Consider the following 18,272-nt stretch of genomic DNA (forward strand, 5'->3'; position numbering starts at 1 on the left):
TGCTACAGATTGGATTTAGGTAAATTCTATTCACACTTTGATACGGATTTTTATAATTTTTCACTAATCTCCAAGGGATTTATCTATGCTTGAACTGGTAATAGGCTTAGTTGTCACCATTGCGGTCGGCTATTTTATTGTCAAAGGATATAAGGCGGCGGGTGTTCTTCTTACCGCTGGTATTACTTTACTACTGTTAACTGGCTTACTTGGCCATACTATATTGCCTGCAAAAATTGCCTCTACTGGTAACATGTTGACCGATTCACTTGAATACGTGAAATATATGCTTCAATACCGTGGCGGCGGTTTAGGTATGCAAATCATGTTGTTGTGTGGTTTTGCTTCTTACATGACGCATATAGGCGCAAATAACGTTGTAGTGAAACAGTTCTCTAAACCTCTCGCCTTTATCAAATCACCTTATGTGTTACTCGTTGCTGCCTATATCGTCGCATGTTTAATGTCATTAGCTGTAAGTTCGGCAACCGGTCTAGGTGTTCTATTGATGGCAACCCTATTCCCTATGATGACAGCGATGGGCATATCTCGCCCTGCGGCCGTTGCTGTATGTGCTTCACCGGCAGCGATCATCTTGTCACCAACGTCAGGTGATGTGGTCATTGCAGCAGAAAAATCAGGTTTGCCTTTGCATGTCTTTGCTGTCGAGACTGTATTGCCAGTTTCTATCTGTGCCATTATCGTCATGGCCGCTGCTGCATACTTCTGGAACAAGTACTTGGACCAAAAAGAAAACACACCGATGGAACGAATCGATGTGTCAGAAATTGAAGTTAAAGCACCAAGCTACTATGCGATCCTGCCATTTCTACCAATTGTTGGTGTTTTCCTGTTCAATGGTTCAACTATCCCAGGCTTAGAGCTCGATATTTACACCATCGTTGTATTGTCCATTTTTACTGGTGCAATAATTGATTACGTTACGAAACGTTTTGATGGGAAATCAACGTTAGAAGATCTGGAATCTTGTTATGAGGGGATGGCTGACGCATTTAAAGGCGTAGTCATGCTATTGGTTGCCGCGGGCGTGTTTGCCCAAGGCTTGATGTCTATTGGCGCGATTGACAATCTGCTACATCTCGCGGAAACAGCGGGCGCAGGTGGTATTGCTCTGATGTTAATCTTAACCGGCTTAACCGTTGCTGCAGCTATCGCTACCGGCTCAGGTAATGCACCTTTCTACGCATTTGTTGAACTAGCACCATCACTTGCCGCTAAAATGGGACTTAACCCTGCGTTCTTGATTATCCCTATGCTTCAAGCTTCAAACCTTGGCCGTACGATCTCTCCTGTATCAGGTGTTATCGTTGCGACTTCTGGTATGGGTAAAATCAGTCCATTTGAAGTGGTAAAACGTACATCTGTACCTGTTCTAGGTGGTTTGATCACGGTAATTGTCGGCACCATGATTCTTGTTCCTATGTCAGTATAAGAACGCCGTCATCTCTACATCATTTAGAGAACATGGTTAAACATAATAGTGATATTAAAAAAGGGGCCTTAGGCCCCTTTTCTGTTTTAACTGATTGTATAACTGGTTTAAACAATTGTATTACTAGATTTAATCTGTCGAAGCGTTTATCGCGTCTTAATCACCAAATCGTTCAAGATAAAGCACGGTTGCAGCGGTACGTGAAGGAACTTTCAATTTTCGTAACAAGCTCTTCATGTGTACTTTTACTGTCGCTTCTGAGATAAATAACACATCAGCTATCTGTTTATTTCTCAATCCTTTAGCCACTTGCTGGAGAATTTGAGTCTCTCGTTCTGTTAACTCATCAAATACATTCACGGTATCGCCACGTTCAGCAATATACTCAAGAACTTCCTTACTATAAGCTTTATCTCCCTTAAGGCACTGCTTTAGTAAAGAAACCAATTCATCGGGCTCCGTATCTTTCAATAGATAACCATCCGCACCCGCTTTAACAATCGCATCAATATCGGCACCACTGTCAGAAACGGTCAGAATCACGATCAGTGCATCACAGCCATCAGTACGCAATGCCTTAAGAGTATCTAATCCAGACATCCCTTTCATATTTAGATCAAGGAGCACTAAATCAGGATTACTTTCATGGTTTTTAGCCACGGCTTCAGCGCCTGAACTTGCTTCTTCAATCACTTCAAATTCAGGTTCAAAGCTCAATAATTGATTGAGCCCGCTACGCATGAGGGGATGGTCATCCACCAGCATGACTCTACACTTTGTCGACATATGCTTCCTTTGTATTAGGATATTGTAATTTAACGGTACACCCACCGATTGCGTTGACGCCGATCTCTAATTCACCATTTAAGCGTGATGCTCGTTCGTGCATAATGCTCATGCCATAGTGATGCGCTTTTTTCGGATCTGAGGCGATTCCGATACCATCATCAGCTATTTTCACCTCAATATATTGTGGGTATTCCATACAGCTTATTTCAATTCTTTTGGCTTGTGCATGCTTTATCGCATTAATTGTCGCTTCTCTAATTAACTGCAATAAATGAACCTGTTGATGTGCATCGACATCGACAGATGATAAGTCATTAACCAAAGATATATTCGCGCTCGTTTGAAGCGCCAGTTGTTCCACCATGGTGTTTAACGCTTGATCAAAGCTGCCTTCTTTAATCGACAAACGGAATGTAGTTAACAACTCTCTTAACTGTGTATACGCTTCACTCAACCCGGTATCTAGTTCAGCAATTACCGTATTCGTCTGAACATGCAGCTCACTAACAGGTAGACGATTAATACATCGTTTGAGTAACGATACCTGAATTTTTAAGTAAGAGAGTGACTGTGCCAACGAATCATGCAGCTCTCTCGCGATCGTCGCCCGTTCTTCAAACAAAATTAATTGATCAGCTTGTCGCTGCGCCTGATTATAATACACAGCACGAGATAAAATACGGACAAAATTGTCCAGCAAGGCTTGATCAGGGCAAGGTAGTGACCAGTTCCAATATAGATTTCCTAAGTCTTTGCCATCAAGGGTGAGCGCTTTCTTTGCTTGAAGCTGATCTTTAAGATGACCTTTACTAAAGACAGCAATTTTCTCTTTGCTTTCGATGATCTCAAGCTGCACTGCTTCAATACCTTCTAAGCTTGCCATCTCTTCAAGAATAGCGTTGAAATTATCAGCACTGATACGCGAAGCCGTTAACTGTTCTGATGAACTGTACAAAACTCTCAATGACTGATTTGCTCTTTGTAGTCTATGGGTTTTTTCATTCACCGCATCTTCTAGCCCTCGGTAGCGTTTACCTAATTCCAATGCCATATCGTTAAACGTATTGGCGAGTATCCCCATTTCGGTACGGCTATCATGGCTAATTTTTACGTCAAACGAGCGCTTTTGTATCTGTTTGCTCGCCACAACCATAGTTCGAAGTGGCAATACAACCTCACGTCGGACAAATAACACCACGAAGACAGAGACAAGTAACACTCCTCCTAACCCAATGCCGCCAACCCAAGCAAGTTGAATCAATTTACGCTCAGAAAATCCCTGAAGTTTAAATACAAAGTGGTCAATTTGGTCTACAAACCCAGCAACAAGATGACTGTACTGGGTGTTATTAGGGCTCTTTAACACCACTTTAAGATCATGCCAACGCATAATTAATCGATAGTAATCATGCGTAATATCATCTGGCACCATCCAATTTTGCAACGCTTGCATCGACGGCGAATAGATAGATTGCTCAAATAAGACAATATGTGAAGAAAAATCACTAGATTCGATCTCAATATCATGGGCAAGCCGATAACTTTGCATTCGCATTGAGCCTGCAACATTGAGCGCTTCTGCATCGTTCAAACTCGATGCGAGCATGATAATAGCGTAGCTGGTCGTTGCTAACGAGAGCATTAAAATCAACGCCATTGCTTTAGCTATCGTGCCCGTTACGGACCTTTTCATACCTTTAAACACAGACTTCCTCAAAAACATGGAAACTCAAACACTTGTGTACAACCGGATAAATAAATGTGTGATGCCGTCAATATGTGATCAATTAGGCTAAGATTAATTGATCTAGAACAAACCTGCACTCTAATTACCCCCTAAGAGGTATTTATACAAATATGTCAAAACTTAAACTTAATATATTGATAAATGACAGCATATGAACAGGCGTTCGTTGGATTCTTATCACAGATTTAATAGGATGTGCACTGAATGGTCGATATTTCAAAAAGACGTTTTTTTAAACGCAACGCAGTAGACGAAACGATTGTACGTCTACCGTGGATAGCACGACCATCTATTTTTACGAATCAATGCACTCGCTGCAATAAATGTTTAGACGCCTGCGAAACACAAATTATCACGATTCAAGATGGTGGTTTTCCTACAGTCGATTTTAGCTTGGATGAATGTACTTTTTGTTACCAATGCGCAGCCGTCTGTCCTGAACCCATTTTTAACCTCGAATCAGAGTTACCCTGGGAGGCAACGGTAAGTATCAATCAACAATGTTTAGCATTTAAAAATGTCGAGTGCCGCTCTTGCTCTGAAATGTGTGAGACATCTGCGATACGTTTTCAGATTGAAATTGGCAAAGTGGCTCAACCTATTATTGATACAAACGAATGCACCGGTTGCGGTGGTTGTGTTTCAGTCTGCCCCACTTCAGCCATCATAGTGACCAACACAAGAGCCGTTAACCAGTTAACCCCCTAACTTCATCATTATAAATACAAATGGGAATAGAGCATGGCGTTAAATGAAGTACATATTTCGAGCTTAGTTGTCCACGTGGCACCTGAGTTTCTCTCAGAGACTAAAGCAAAAATAGAATCTTACGAAAATGCAGAGGTTTATGGCGATAGCCCAGAGGGAAAAATTGTCGTCGTATTAGAAACGCAAAATCAAGGTTTTATTACAGACACTATCGACGCCATTAACAATTTACCGAATGTATTGAGCACGGTTTTGGTTTATCACCAAATCGAGTCAGCACTGGAAGAATAAGATAAAAACACTGGAACATAACATTCCCAACTAGAGGATGAAACATGAAAATGACAAGACGTGCGTTTGTGAAAGCAAACGCAGCTGCATCAGCGGCCGCTGTCGCAGGTGTGACATTACCGGCCAGCGCAACCAACCTGATAGCAAGTTCTGATCAAACCAAAATCACATGGGATAAGGCTCCTTGTCGTTTTTGTGGCACCGGTTGTTCCGTTCTCGTTGGAACTCAAAATGGCAAAGTTGTCGCGACACAAGGTGATCCAGAAGCACCTGTAAACAAAGGTCTCAACTGTATCAAGGGATACTTCCTATCAAAAATCATGTACGGACAAGATCGTTTAACTCAACCTCTTCTGCGAATGAAAGATGGTAAATTTGATAAAAACGGCGAGTTTGAACCTGTTTCATGGGATACAGCATTCGACATTATGGCTGAGAAATGGAAAGGCTGTCTAACGAAAAAAGGGCCGACAAGTGTTGGCATGTTTGGTTCAGGCCAGTGGACCGTCATGGAGGGTTACGCAGCTGCAAAAATGATGAAAGCGGGTTTCCGTTCAAACAACATCGACCCAAATGCACGTCACTGTATGGCATCTGCGGTTGTCGGTTTTATGCGTACCTTTGGTATTGATGAACCTATGGGTTGTTACGATGACTTTGAACATGCAGATGCATTTGTGCTTTGGGGCTCTAATATGGCCGAAATGCACCCTGTTCTTTGGACTCGTATTACTGACCGACGTTTGAGTCACCCACATGTTAAAGTGAATGTACTGTCGACTTACTACCATCGCTCTTTTGAATTAGCGGATCATGGATACATTTTCACACCACAGTCTGATCTTGCTATTGCCAATTTCATCGCCAACTACATCATTCAAAACGATGCGGTAAATTGGGATTTCGTCAACAAACATACTCATTTCAAACAAGCGACAACGGACATCGGTTACGGCTTGCGTGATACTGACCCTCTGCAAAAAGCGGCAGCGAATCCTAACTCCGGTAAAATGGATAGCGTTTCGTTTGAAGAATACAAGCAATCAGTCGCGGAATATACAGCTGAAAAAGCCGCTGAAATGTCAGGAGTCTCTGAAGAGAAACTTATTCAGCTGGCAAAACAGTACGCCGATCCAAATACTAAAGTAATGTCTCTTTGGACCATGGGGATGAATCAGCATACTCGTGGTGTATGGATGCAGAGCCTTGTTTATAACCTACACTTGCTAACAGGCAAAATCTCGACGCCAGGTAACAGTCCGTTCTCTCTTACTGGTCAACCATCTGCTTGCGGTACGGCTCGTGAAGTTGGTACATTTGCACACCGCTTACCTGCTGATATGGTCGTTGCAAACCCTAAACACCGTAAAATCGCAGAAGATATTTGGAAACTTCCTGAGGGAACAATTCCTCCTAAACCGGGATTCCACGCCGTACTGCAAGACCGCATGCTTAAAGATGGCGTTTTGAATTGTTACTGGGTGCAATGTAATAACAACATGCAAGCAGGACCAAATATCAACACCGAACGTTTACCCGGTTATCGTAACCCAGAAAACTTCATCGTCGTTTCTGACCCATACCCAACGGCAACGGCGCAAGCTGCCGATCTTGTTCTTCCTACCGCAATGTGGATAGAAAAAGAAGGCGCTTACGGTAACGCCGAACGCCGTACTCAAGCCTGGTATCAACAGGTCGAAACCGTTGGAGAAGCGAAATCTGATTTGTGGCAAGTCATGGAGTTTTCCAAACGCTTTAAGATGGAAGAAGTTTGGCCTGAAGAATTACTAGCGAAAGCACCTCAATATCGTGGCCAGACCATGTACGACATGCTGTTTGCCAATGGTCAAGTAGACCAATTCCCTATCGAAGAAGCGCGCGAACTGAACGATGACGCGCACCATTTTGGTTACTACGTACAAAAAGGCCTTTTTGAAGAATACGCCACGTTTGGACGTGGGCATGGTCATGACTTAGCACCGTATGATGTTTACCACACAGTACGTGGACTACGTTGGCCGGTCGTTGATGGTAAAGAAACCTTATGGCGTTTTAAAGAGGGGTCCGATCCATACGCGAAACCTGGAACCGATTGGGATTTCTACGGAAAACCAGACGGTAAAGCTTGGATTATCTCAGCTCCTTACGAAGCGCCACCTGAAGTGCCGAATGAAGAGTTTGATATGTGGTTATGTACTGGTCGTGTACTCGAACACTGGCATACAGGAACCATGACCCGTCGCGTACCTGAACTTTACAAAGCGGTGCCTGATGCTGTGTGTTATATGCATCCAGCCGATGCAAAAGCACGCGGTGTTCGTCGCGGAGAAGAAGTTCTCATTGCGAATAAGCGTGGTGAAGTTCGCGTTCGTGTCGAAACTCGTGGTCGTAACCGCCCACCACAAGGTTTGGTTTTTGTGCCGTTCTTTGATGCTCGCATTCTGATTAACAAGTTGATCCTTGATGCTACTGATCCACTGTCGAAACAAACCGACTTTAAGAAGTGTCCGGTGAAAATTACCAAAGTCACTTAATCATACAGCCCATGATGGTTCTGAAAAGGAATGCGTTGGTCGTTGATACTCAATGGCCAACAAGAGAATTAAGCCTTTAGGCGGAGATAATGCAATGAAAAAACTATTAGTCGCACTGTTTTCAATTGGTGCACTTTCGATGGGTATATTCGGCTTAGCCCAAGCAGAAGTCGACAATCCGGGTGGTATTGGCGGCCTTGAATCACTGCGTGGTTCTGCTGAACTTGAAGATACACGCCCTGCTGATGATTTTAAGAAATTCCCTCGGGAGCAAATTGTTGATAGTAGTTATGTTTATCAACCACCTCTGATCCCACATAACATTCGTGGTTATGAGGTTTCTTTAAACGCAAACAAATGTCTTGCTTGCCATAGTTGGAAAAACGCAAAAGAAATGGGCGCAACAAAGATCAGTGTTACTCACTATGTAAATCGTGAAGATGCCGTATTGGCCGACATGTCACCTCGACGTTACTTCTGTCTACAGTGTCACGTTCCTCAAGCTAACGCGAAGCCATTGATTGAAAACAATTTTGAACGCGTTGATTCTCTCGATAAGTAGTACGCGTGACAAAATAAGAGGCGATATATGAAATTACTAAAAGCGTTTTGGAAACGACTAACAAGCCCAAGTAAAACAGCCGTTGGTATTGTGCTGTTTATGGGGTTTGCCGGTGGTCTTCTATTTTGGGGCGCATTCAATACGGGGATGGAAGCAACCAACACAGAAGAATTCTGCTCTGGCTGTCACGCTCCAATTGTTGCTGAAATTCAAGAAACTATTCACTACTCTAACCGCTCTGGCGTTCGTGCAATTTGCTCAGATTGTCACGTTCCTCATGAATGGTCAGATAAAATTGTACGTAAAGTTCAGGCATCGAAAGAGCTATTCGCTCACTACGTGACAAAGACGATCGATACACCTGAAAAATTCCAAGCACGTAGAGCTCACTTGGCTGAACGAGAATGGGCTCGCTTGAAGAATAATGATTCACTTGAATGTCGAAACTGTCACGAGTTTGAGTACATGGACTTTTCGGAGCAAGGGACACGTAGTGCAAAACAACACTCTACTGCGCTAGCAAATGGCGACAAGACTTGTGTAGATTGCCATAAAGGTATCGCGCACAAACTGCCGGACATGCACGGTGTTGAAGGTTGGCAATAAGGAGAAAAACCAATGAGTACGATGGAATCTGTTATTTGGCACATACTGGGTTATAGCGCCATACCAGTCATCATCCTATCTGGTTTTGCTGTTGTTGCTGCAATCTCAGTATGGATACTGTCGATGGGGAAAGACAAACAAACGGATTAGCCCTCTCTTAATCAGTGAGGATTAGCACAAAAGTTGTCACTTAATCGCCAATAAAAAACCACCATCACGGTGGTTTTTTATACTTCTATTTTATGTTCGATCTTAACAGATATAACTAAAAACGAGCAATAATAGTGAGAAGCTTAGTCTGAACTCAGTTATCTATGCATCTGGATAACCATTCGGATTATTCGACTGCCAGCGCCATGTATCCGATGTCATCTCATCCAGCGTGCGGCTTGCACTCCAGCCAAGCTCAGCAAGAGCTTTAGCCGGGTCAGCCCAACATTCAGCAATATCCCCTGCACGACGTTCAACAATTTGATATGGCACGCTTTGCCCTGAAGCTTGCTCAAAAGCCTTAACCATATCTAGAACACTGTAACCGTTACCAGTACCAAGGTTATAGACATGTAAACCTGGTTTTTCACCAACACGGTTTAATGCAGCAATATGACCATCTGATAAATCCATTACGTGGATATAATCACGAACACCCGTGCCATCTTTGGTTGGGTAATCATTACCGAATACTGACAAAAATTCACGGCGGCCAACAGCCACTTGAGAAACAAATGGCATCAGGTTATTTGGAATACCTTGAGGGTCTTCACCGAGTAAGCCTGTCGGATGAGAACCGACTGGATTAAAGTAACGTAATAGCGTAATGCTCCAATCAGGGTTCGCTTTATGAAAATCTCCCAAGCACTCTTCAACCATTAACTTACTACGCCCGTATGGGTTAGTTGCACTGGTTGGGAATGACTCGGTAATCGGCACGCTTTGTGGGTCGCCATATACCGTTGCTGATGAGCTAAATACTAAGCTTTTTACGCCTACTTCGCGCATAGCGTCCACTAATACCAAGGTGCCGTGTACGTTATTATCATAGTATTCTAGCGGTTTTTCTACTGACTCACCGACCGCTTTCAGACCAGCAAAGTGAATGACCGCTTGAATGCTATTCTCCGATAGTGCTTTTACAACGGCGGCTTTATCGCGAATATCACCTTGAATAAACGTCGGTTTTACGCCCGACACCGCTTCAATGCGCTCAAGTACTGTCGATTTACTGTTGTACAAATTGTCGAAGATAACTGGGGTCATACCTGCATTAATCATCTGAATGCAAGTGTGGCTACCGATATAGCCCATACCACCGGTGACAAGTACGTTCATTGCGTCCCAACCTTGTTATTACTTTTGAATTGAACCAATTATATATAGATATCAGGTTGATAATCAAAAATGAGTTCTTTTATTTGAGAATAAAACATCAATGCGGCGGGATTACAGCCTTGATGGGGTCAGTATGGTCCAGTATTTATCTGAAATGGTTTCATTAAAACCGTTTAACGCAATATCAGACGATGTTTAAACACGAGCTCTTAATCACAAGATTAGGGAGAGAGCATAGAAATGCCTTATCTTTAAATGAGATAATTCGTATCTAAACAGGATGGGAATAAGACACCATGAGTAAAGGGAAAATCACACTCAACTGCGATATGGGCGAAAGCTACGGCGCATGGAAAATGGGCGATGACCAAGCAGTAATGCCGTTCGTTGATATGGCCAATATTGCCTGTGGTTTCCACGCATCCGATCCCAGCATAATGATTCAAACCATCACTCTTGCATTACAAAATAATGTTCAAATTGGAGCCCATCCAAGCTACCCCGATCTACAAGGTTTTGGCCGTCGTTCCTTAGCGATGACACCCAACGATATTACTCAAAATGTTATCTACCAAATTGGGGCGTTACGAGGTCTATGCCAAAGTGTGAACACCGATGTGGAATACGTAAAACCCCATGGGGCGCTATACAACGATATGATGGTTGATGAATCGATTTTTGAAGCAATCATTGATGCCGTATCGTGTTTTAACTTACCGCTTATGATGTTAGCGACACAGACGACCGATCAACACCTGGATATCGCCGATCGCTATGATGTACCCCTATTATTTGAAGCATTCGCTGATCGAACCTATTTGTCCGATGGCAGTCTTGCGCCACGCAACCTTAAAGGTGCTGTACTTGATAATGAAGATGATATCCTCAATCAAGTCAAACAAATCGCTCAATACGGCAAAGTACGAACCCTTGATGGATGCAGTTTGTTAATCGAAGCGGATACCATTTGTGTACATGGGGATAATGAAGCCTCGATTGCCTTGATAAAGAAAATCCGTCATGCATTACTCATCGATGAGGATTAAACGGTGAGATTGCACTTTCACATCACCGCCATTAATGAATGCAGCGTTCTGATTGATTACAGTCAGTCGACGACGACACAGCTATTACCTCATATTGGTGAAGTGAGCCATCGCTTGTCCAAACAAGAAGTCGATGGCATTCTCAATGTGACACCGTCATTCAATAGCGTTTTAATTGAGTACTTACCTTTTCGTATTACACAACGCGAGCTCATGACCTATTTGGAAAATATCGTCAACACGATTGCGGCAAAACCAACCATCGACGATACCTCTAGTTCAATTCGTCTCCCAGTATTCTATGATGAGCGTGTTGGGCCTGATATTTCCACTTATCAAAATAAAGGTATATCACTAGATAAACTGATTGAGTATCACACGTTAGCCACCTATACCATTGGCGCGATTGGTTTTACGCCCGGCTTTGCCTTTATGCAAGGGCTAAACAGTAAACTGCAACTGCCAAGACTTAAGTCTCCTCGCTTACGCATTCCAGCAGGTAGCGTTGCAATCGCAGAAAACCTCACTGCGGTATACCCCACAATCACTCCCGGTGGCTGGAATATTATCGGCAGTTGCCCGTTATCACTGTACGATCCAGCAAGATCCCCTATGATCCCTTTTGAGGTGGGCATGACAGTGAGATTTCACTCCATCGATGAAAGCGAGTTTATTGCTTTAGGTGGCGTCATTCCTGACCAATGGTGTTAACGATTCATGAATATCACTAATCAAACTACCGCTACTTCGACCCTATTGGTTAAAAAAGGCGGTGAAGGGATTTTAATCCAAGATTCAGGTCGATACGGTTATAGTCAATTTGGCATAACTCAAGGCGGCGCTTTAGACGAATACGCCTATAGTTGGGCAAATCATTTGCTTAATAATCCCGTTGATTGTGCAACCATCGAAATTACATTAGGTCAGTGCGAATTCGTATTTGAAGGCGATTGTCAAATTGCACTTTGCGGCGGTGATCTTAACGCAAAACTAGATGGTATCCAGGTTGGTAACTGGACAATCCTAACTATACATCAAGGTCAAACCCTTAAATTTGGCCTACCTCGAAATGGACTTCGTGCTTATTTGGCTATCAAACATGGCTTTACAATAAATAAAGAGCTAAATAGTGTCGCAACAGTACCACGCGAAAAGTTGGGTGGTCTTGCTCATGGGCAAGCGTTAAAGACGGGCGATAGAATTGAATTTAGACATCAAGAGCCCCTAGCAGAGCAAACTGACTTGCCACTGTCTACTCAGCGATCAAGATTAAGTCTAGAAAAAAAAGTTGGGTTTCGGTACCAAATTGATTACAACGTACCACTGAATCTTAGGGTTATTGAGGGCTATCAAGTTGACTCCTTCCCTGAGGAAACGCTTGAGCAACTCTACTCACGACAATTTACCGTCAGTCAATATGCCGATCGAATGGGATACCGTCTCGATGGAAGTCAGGTCACACCAACGAGTCAAACGATTCTAAGTGAAGGTATTGCGCTTGGCGCAATACAAATTCCGCCCGATGGTACGCCGATTATTTTACTGAACGATCGTCAAACAATTGGAGGTTACCCTAAGATTGGTTGTATTGCGCGCATTGACCTCCCACGACTTGCCCAAGCAAAACCAGGTCAGGTCATCACCTTTTCTCGAGGAAACTTAGAGAAACTGCAATACACCTGGTGTCGTTGGGCTCGTTTTTTTGGTTACTAACCGCTAAATCTCACTGCCATAGTATTTAGCAAGTGATACTGGATAACCACGTTCTGTCGCTAGTTGGCACGCTTTGCATTCAACTTGCTGGGCACTCATTGACTGGCTTTTCGGGTGAAGCTCTTCAATGGTATGGTTTTTATAATCAAATAGGCCCCAGTGACTCACTACTTTGCGTACAGCCTCGTACGCAGATGATCCTTTGACGACCTCAATTCGTGCATAATGATGCCCAGAAAAGGTCACATCAGCAGCTCTTAGCGTTTCATCATCACCAGGGATCTGCTGGGCTCCAAATAAAGGAACGCCGTATTCTGTCGCCGTTGCGTAATCAGGAATAAAACGACTCATATGACGAATCGCTCGTTCACTTCGAGTCAAACGTTCATGTTCACGCCAGCCGTTATTAATTTTATTGATCAACCGTTGTGGTAGCTTAGGCTGAGACGACTCTTGGCATGAAGAAACTAATCCATCGTCAAACAAAGTAATGTCCTTAGTCATTCCATGGAGTTGGAATGTTCCATCGACATAAGGGGTCAGCTGTGCCATTCCATCAACGCTACCGCGAGGTCCATGGAAAATCACTTCTGGCCATTTTTCATCACTTTGTTGCCATTGTGTCACGTAAGCTGCTTTAAATTCGACCATGCGACGACGTGGCAATTTTGCCATATCATCAACATTACCCGTTTCGTAGCCACAGGCATTAATCACATAGTCGACAACAAAACTATGGGTATTCATTTCACGGTCACTGTAAGTCAGTTCCCATTTGTCGCCTTTTTCCGTCATGGAAAGCAGCTTACTCTCAGTCAACAACGTACAGTTAGGTAATGCTTCTAACGCCAAACTTGTCGTTGCCGCTATTCTAAACACACTCCATCCATACTCTTGAACCGCAACAACTGGGTATTTTAGACCATCTAAATCAGTATGCTTTGCAAAGGGGATCAACCAATCGTCAATTGTTTGAGGATTTGATGGTTGAGCACGTGTTGCCAACTCATCCAGCTCCTCTCGGAAAATGAGTCGATAATAGTCTTCTGGTTCACCAATGACCTTATTACGCGGGTCTCGTTCAACCAGTTGTGCATAACAAGATTTAATCTGATCTAGACGTTCAAGCAAGTGATTTGGGTCGCCCCCATCAGTATGAGGAACCGCAATAATTGTTGGTCGCTGATTGATGGTATGAGGGAACAGTCGAACAGAGTCAATCGACTGCTTTAGCAATTCAATACATTGAGATACGCTAATTTCACGGTATAAATTACCACCAGCATGTAAATGACAAATCGGTGGACCACTGACCAATCCTTTGTTCTTTTCGATCAACGTGATATTTAAGCCCAGTTCGGCAAGATGCAGAGCGGCCGTCGCTCCTGATATTCCGCCGCCAATAACCGCGACAGTAGGTGAGATATTAGGTGACATCTAATTTGCTAATTCATTCATTCTTTGCGCATTTTACTCACTTTATCAACCGAATAAAATCACATTTTTGTTAATGGCATTTGCTGAGATTTTCAGAAGAAAAAAGCAAAAAAAAACTTGACTGACTTTTGCAATTTTCAAAATCCATGGCCTGTGTGAATAACAAAATTGCTCTACACTTTACCTTTACTGGCTTTGCGGGATTAGCGACTTATCTACAAGCCAAGTTATCCCAAACTTTATCCACCGTTTTTGTGGATAAGTGAATATCTTGGCTTGTAAAAATTCAAAGAACCTCTTTGTTTATAGGCACTAGCAAACGTTTTACTAAACTATTCACAACGAGCGCGAGTGTGAAAAAAGTTAAAATTGGGAGGCAAATCCACAACGAAAAATGTAACGACGGCAACATTTCAAAACCAAAACGCATCAAGCCTGCAACGACAGTTTCTGCCCCCAAAGTTGCAGTAATACTCGCCACCAAAGCCATTAGTCCATACTCAGCCCAAATTGTCGCTACAATACGTTTTTTACTCGCCCCTAAAGTTCGATACAACTGAATTTCACTTTGTCGTTGACCAATACTTAAACGTAATAACGTAAAGATTAATAACATTCCAGCGATAACCCCTAATGCTGCCAACACGGTGATTGACCACGCTATCTGAGAAAGCAATTCTTGTATCTTCGCTCCCATCACTCGTATATCCATTAAGCTGACCGTGGGAAATTGTCGCGACAAATCGTTCAGCAAATCATTATGCTGGTCTTGCACTCGAAAACTTAACAAGTATGTGGCCGGGATAGTCGCTAAAACATCTGGAGAGAAAATGAAGTAAAAGTTAGGTTTCATATCTCGCCATTCTACATGGCGAATACTATTAACCTGAGCCGTCACCGTTTGGCTATTGATTACAAACGATAAAGAATCACCAATCTTCAGACCCAAGTCTGCTGCGACATCGGATTCAACCGACACGCCACCTTGTTTCGTCCACTGACCCCGAACTAGTTCATTGTGCTGTGGAATTTGGTTAGCGTACGTGAAGTTAATTTCACGACTCAGTGCATCTGTACCCTCGCCGCCTTTGGCCACGGTTTTGGCGTCAACACCGTTAATAGTCGAAAGCCGTCCTCTTACAATGGGATACGCTTGTGAACGTTCAATCTGGTTTTGATCCAAAAAACCAACATAAGCGTCTTTTTCATAGGGGGCGATATTCAAAGCAAATGCATTCGGGGCATCTTCCGGCACAGTACGCTGCCAATCATCCAATACATCGGTTCTAACTAACCACATCGTTGCGAGAAGCATCAATGACAGAGCGAGAGCCCCAAACTGAATGCCGGTCGAGAATGGTGAGCGATTGATACGACTCATTGCCAAAGTGAACGCTGTCGATAACCGAACTTTACCTAAAACACGCATCACTAACACACTGAACAGTGCCAAAAGCCCGAATAGACCAATGATCCCCCCTAGCACCATCCAAACCAACGGGTTATCACTGTAGATAACCACCAAAGGAATCAGCGGTACAAGAACTAGCCAACGTGCAGATTTAGCTTTTGCACTGGTTGCTTCTGCTTGCAACACATTTATAGCGCTCACATTAAGTAAACTCAATAGTGGAATACCCAAAGCAGGGATTGCTATTAAAATACTGGTCGCCAACGCAATGAACATTGGGGTCATACCATACGATGGTAACGGATTGGGCAGAAGATCGACCAATGGATACCTCAATAAGTACTCAAGCAACACGCCAAAGAACAAACCAAGCAACGAAGCTCCACCCAATAAAATCAGCACCTGAGTCATTAACCAACGAGAAATCCATTGACGCGTGGCACCAAGGCTTTTAAGCATTGCGATGGTTTTAATACGAGTACTGACATAATGCTGGCAAGTTAACACTAGAGTCGTGGCTGCCATGATGACCACAATCGCCACCGTTAATGATAAATACTGTTGAGTACGTTGAAACACTTCATTGGTTCTACTCGCACTATTTTGATCTCGCCAACGGTCACTTGGTGTCAGTTCAGTCTGTTGTTTTAATGTGGCTACATCACTATCACTGCCATTGATAAACATACTGTATCGTACTCGGCTACCGAGTTGTATAGCCCCGGTTTTATCAAGATCATCACGATTAATGTACACACTCGGCATCTGCTGAAATGGGTTAAAACTCAATCCTGGCTCTTCAATAATACGACCGCTCACGACCATATCTGCATCGCCAATAGTGACAACGTCACCAACATTAACATCCAATTGAGCAAACAACCGCTCATCTAACCATAGTTGTCCTGCTTCTACGCTCCCGGCTTCTTTGCTCGTAACTTGATTTGATGTTGCGCTGGCGAGTCGCAAATTCCCTTGCAATGGATAATTGCTTTCAACCGCTTTAACCGTCACCAACTTCATTCCTTGGTCGCTAAACGCCATTGTCGCAAAGCGCACCATAGACGAAGACTCAACGGGTAGCTGTTCTATCGAAGTGAGTAACGTTTGTGGGATCGGACGGCTCGATACGTAAACAGAATCTGCAGTTAATGCTTCTTTTCCTTGCTTGACGATCACCTGCTCCATTCTTTCTGCGAGCGCTGTTAAAGCAAATATAGAGGCAATAATAAGAGTAAGCGCTATTGATATCGGCCATAATTGCCCTTGCCGAATTTCACTCCAACTCCATGCAATTAAGCGACGATTCACCGTACGATCTTTCATAGCACCTCCTCTAAATGACCAGCCTCAATGGTAAACATGCGGTCGCAGCGTTTTGCCAACGACATATCATGAGTCACTAAAACAAGCGTGGTGCCATGGTGATGATTTAACTCGAACAGTAAGTTGATTATGGTTTGAGCGGTCTGCTGATCTAGGTTCCCTGTCGGTTCATCGGCAAACAAAATACTCGGTTGTGTCATGAAAGCTCTTGCCAAAGCAACACGTTGTTGCTCTCCCCCGGAAAGCTGAGTTGGAAAGTGTGTTAAACGCTGTGATAATCCCACAGCATGAAGAAGCGATTTGGCACGCTCGGTATCTTCTCTCTCACCTTTTAATAAACAAGGTAGCGTCACATTATCTAGAGCCGTTAAACTAGGTATAAGCAGAAAGCTTTGGAAAACAAATCCAATAGAATTACTACGAATAGTGGCTCGTTGTTCATCACTTAACTGTGACAAATTTTCACCGAGTAACTCTACATACCCCTCTGTGGGCAAGTCTAATCCCGCCAATAGCGTCATTAATGTCGATTTTCCCGCGCCAGAAGTTCCGACAATCGCGACACTCTCTCCCGATTTTATGTCTAAGTTTACCTTTTCAAGGATTGTTAATTGCTCTTGATTAGTAGAGACTGTTTTTGTTACTGAATCAGCTTTAATTACGGATGTTTGCATGTTTCGACTACTTTCCTTTGCTTTACTTATCTTGACCGTAAACCCAGCATTTAGCTCAACGATCCTTGTATTGGGAGACAGCCTTAGTGCTGGCTATCAGATGCCGATTGAAAAAGCGTGGCCATCATTGTTACCAAAAGTCATGGAAGAAAAAGGCAAGCCTGTTTCTATCATTAATGGCAGTATTTCTGGTGATACCACGGGTAATGGCTTAAGCCGACTACCGCAATTGCTTAAACAACACCAACCTAACGTGGTGTTGATTGAATTAGGGGCAAATGATGGGTTACGCGGTTTTCCACCAAATCTAATTCAAGACAATTTAACTCAATTGATTGAGATGACTCGTGCAAGTAACGCGATTCCCTTACTCATGCAAATTCATGTATTACCCAACTATGGTAAACGCTATACAAAAGCATTTTCAGCTGTCTATCCTACAACTGCCAAGCAATTGAACGTAACACTCATTCCTTTTTTTCTAGAAGATGTGATCGTCAAACCAGAATGGATGATGCCTGATGGACTACACCCAACAGCTGATGCGCAACCTTGGATCGCAAATTTTATGGCTGAACAGCTAATTAATCACCTTCAATTGCCATAGCTCAAGAAATTATATCCCGTTATGAGTTAACTTTTTGCC

General features: G+C 43.2%; 17 protein-coding genes. 11 read left to right on the forward strand and 6 right to left on the reverse strand.

Annotated features, from left to right (window positions below; translation table 11 throughout):
* Positions 1-85 precede the first annotated feature (85 nt).
* On the forward strand, positions 86-1,453 hold the full coding sequence (gene dcuC / locus DZ860_RS02215; protein ID WP_120029271.1) for an anaerobic C4-dicarboxylate transporter DcuC: 1,368 nt from the start codon (positions 86-88) through the stop codon (positions 1,451-1,453).
* 156 nt (positions 1,454-1,609) lie between these two features.
* Here dcuC and DZ860_RS02220 read toward each other — a convergent pair whose 3' ends face one another.
* Together DZ860_RS02220 and narQ are read right to left on the reverse strand one after the other, a co-directional pair.
* Positions 1,610-2,239, reverse strand: a complete 630-nt coding sequence (locus DZ860_RS02220) for a response regulator (RefSeq protein WP_120029272.1) — start codon at positions 2,237-2,239, stop codon at positions 1,610-1,612.
* Entirely contained in the window at positions 2,223-3,947 is a 1,725-nt protein-coding gene (gene narQ / locus DZ860_RS02225; RefSeq protein ID WP_120029273.1) for a nitrate/nitrite two-component system sensor histidine kinase NarQ, read from the reverse strand. Before narQ ends, DZ860_RS02220 begins: the two co-directional genes overlap by 17 nt.
* A 246-nt stretch (positions 3,948-4,193) precedes the next feature.
* Here narQ and napF point away from each other — a divergent pair, with 246 nt between their 5' ends.
* The 6 genes from napF (at position 4,194) to DZ860_RS02255 (ending at position 8,840) form a co-directional block, all read left to right on the forward strand.
* Complete coding sequence (gene napF / locus DZ860_RS02230; protein WP_120029274.1) at positions 4,194-4,697, forward strand: ferredoxin-type protein NapF; 504 nt, start codon at positions 4,194-4,196, stop codon at positions 4,695-4,697.
* Between the two features lie 33 nt (positions 4,698-4,730).
* Positions 4,731-4,988 (forward strand): chaperone NapD, encoded by a 258-nt coding sequence (locus DZ860_RS02235; protein WP_120029275.1) that lies wholly within the window; start codon positions 4,731-4,733, stop codon positions 4,986-4,988.
* A gap of 44 nt (positions 4,989-5,032) precedes the next feature.
* Entirely contained in the window at positions 5,033-7,522 is a 2,490-nt protein-coding gene (napA, locus tag DZ860_RS02240; RefSeq protein WP_120029276.1) for a periplasmic nitrate reductase subunit alpha, read from the forward strand.
* A gap of 94 nt (positions 7,523-7,616) precedes the next feature.
* A complete protein-coding gene (locus DZ860_RS02245; RefSeq protein ID WP_120029540.1) occupies positions 7,617-8,084 on the forward strand; it encodes a nitrate reductase cytochrome c-type subunit in 468 nt (155 codons plus the stop codon).
* A 27-nt stretch (positions 8,085-8,111) separates the two neighbouring features.
* A complete protein-coding gene (locus DZ860_RS02250) occupies positions 8,112-8,690 on the forward strand; it encodes a NapC/NirT family cytochrome c (protein ID WP_120029277.1) in 579 nt (192 codons plus the stop codon).
* A gap of 12 nt (positions 8,691-8,702) precedes the next feature.
* Complete coding sequence (locus DZ860_RS02255) at positions 8,703-8,840, forward strand: TIGR02808 family protein (protein WP_120029278.1); 138 nt, start codon at positions 8,703-8,705, stop codon at positions 8,838-8,840.
* Positions 8,841-9,002: 162 nt separating this feature from the next.
* On the opposite strand, the gene galE is transcribed toward DZ860_RS02255, so the two are convergent.
* Positions 9,003-10,019: a UDP-glucose 4-epimerase GalE gene (gene galE / locus DZ860_RS02260; RefSeq protein WP_120029279.1), complete on the reverse strand. Its 1,017-nt coding sequence runs from the start codon at positions 10,017-10,019 to the stop codon at positions 9,003-9,005.
* A 296-nt stretch (positions 10,020-10,315) separates the two neighbouring features.
* On the opposite strand from galE, the gene DZ860_RS02265 reads away from it, so the two are divergent.
* From DZ860_RS02265 to DZ860_RS02275, 3 genes are read left to right on the forward strand one after another with little or no spacing between them, the layout of a single operon-like run.
* Entirely contained in the window at positions 10,316-11,065 is a 750-nt protein-coding gene (locus tag DZ860_RS02265; protein WP_120029280.1) for a 5-oxoprolinase subunit PxpA, read from the forward strand.
* A gap of 3 nt (positions 11,066-11,068) precedes the next feature.
* On the forward strand, positions 11,069-11,776 hold the full coding sequence (locus DZ860_RS02270) for a 5-oxoprolinase subunit B family protein (protein WP_120029281.1): 708 nt from the start codon (positions 11,069-11,071) through the stop codon (positions 11,774-11,776).
* Positions 11,777-11,782: 6 nt separating this feature from the next.
* Entirely contained in the window at positions 11,783-12,778 is a 996-nt protein-coding gene (locus DZ860_RS02275; RefSeq protein ID WP_120029282.1) for a 5-oxoprolinase subunit C family protein, read from the forward strand.
* Between the two features lie 3 nt (positions 12,779-12,781).
* Here the strand turns inward: DZ860_RS02275 and DZ860_RS02280 are convergent, their stop codons facing one another.
* The 3 genes from DZ860_RS02280 to DZ860_RS02290 form a co-directional block, all read right to left on the reverse strand.
* Positions 12,782-14,215, reverse strand: a complete 1,434-nt coding sequence (locus DZ860_RS02280; RefSeq protein ID WP_120029283.1) for an FAD-dependent oxidoreductase — start codon at positions 14,213-14,215, stop codon at positions 12,782-12,784.
* A gap of 286 nt (positions 14,216-14,501) precedes the next feature.
* Entirely contained in the window at positions 14,502-16,952 is a 2,451-nt protein-coding gene (locus DZ860_RS02285; protein WP_120029284.1) for an ABC transporter permease, read from the reverse strand.
* On the reverse strand, positions 16,949-17,626 hold the full coding sequence (locus DZ860_RS02290; RefSeq protein ID WP_120029285.1) for an ABC transporter ATP-binding protein: 678 nt from the start codon (positions 17,624-17,626) through the stop codon (positions 16,949-16,951). The genes DZ860_RS02285 and DZ860_RS02290 overlap by 4 nt, the downstream gene beginning before the upstream one ends.
* Between DZ860_RS02290 and tesA the strand changes: the two genes are divergently transcribed.
* A complete protein-coding gene (tesA, locus tag DZ860_RS02295) occupies positions 17,625-18,233 on the forward strand; it encodes a multifunctional acyl-CoA thioesterase I/protease I/lysophospholipase L1 (protein ID WP_120029286.1) in 609 nt (202 codons plus the stop codon). The genes DZ860_RS02290 and tesA overlap by 2 nt on opposite strands.
* Positions 18,234-18,272 lie beyond the last annotated feature (39 nt).

This window comes from Vibrio sinensis (assembly GCF_003605645.1).
In the GTDB taxonomy this organism is placed as follows: domain Bacteria; phylum Pseudomonadota; class Gammaproteobacteria; order Enterobacterales; family Vibrionaceae; genus Vibrio; species Vibrio sinensis.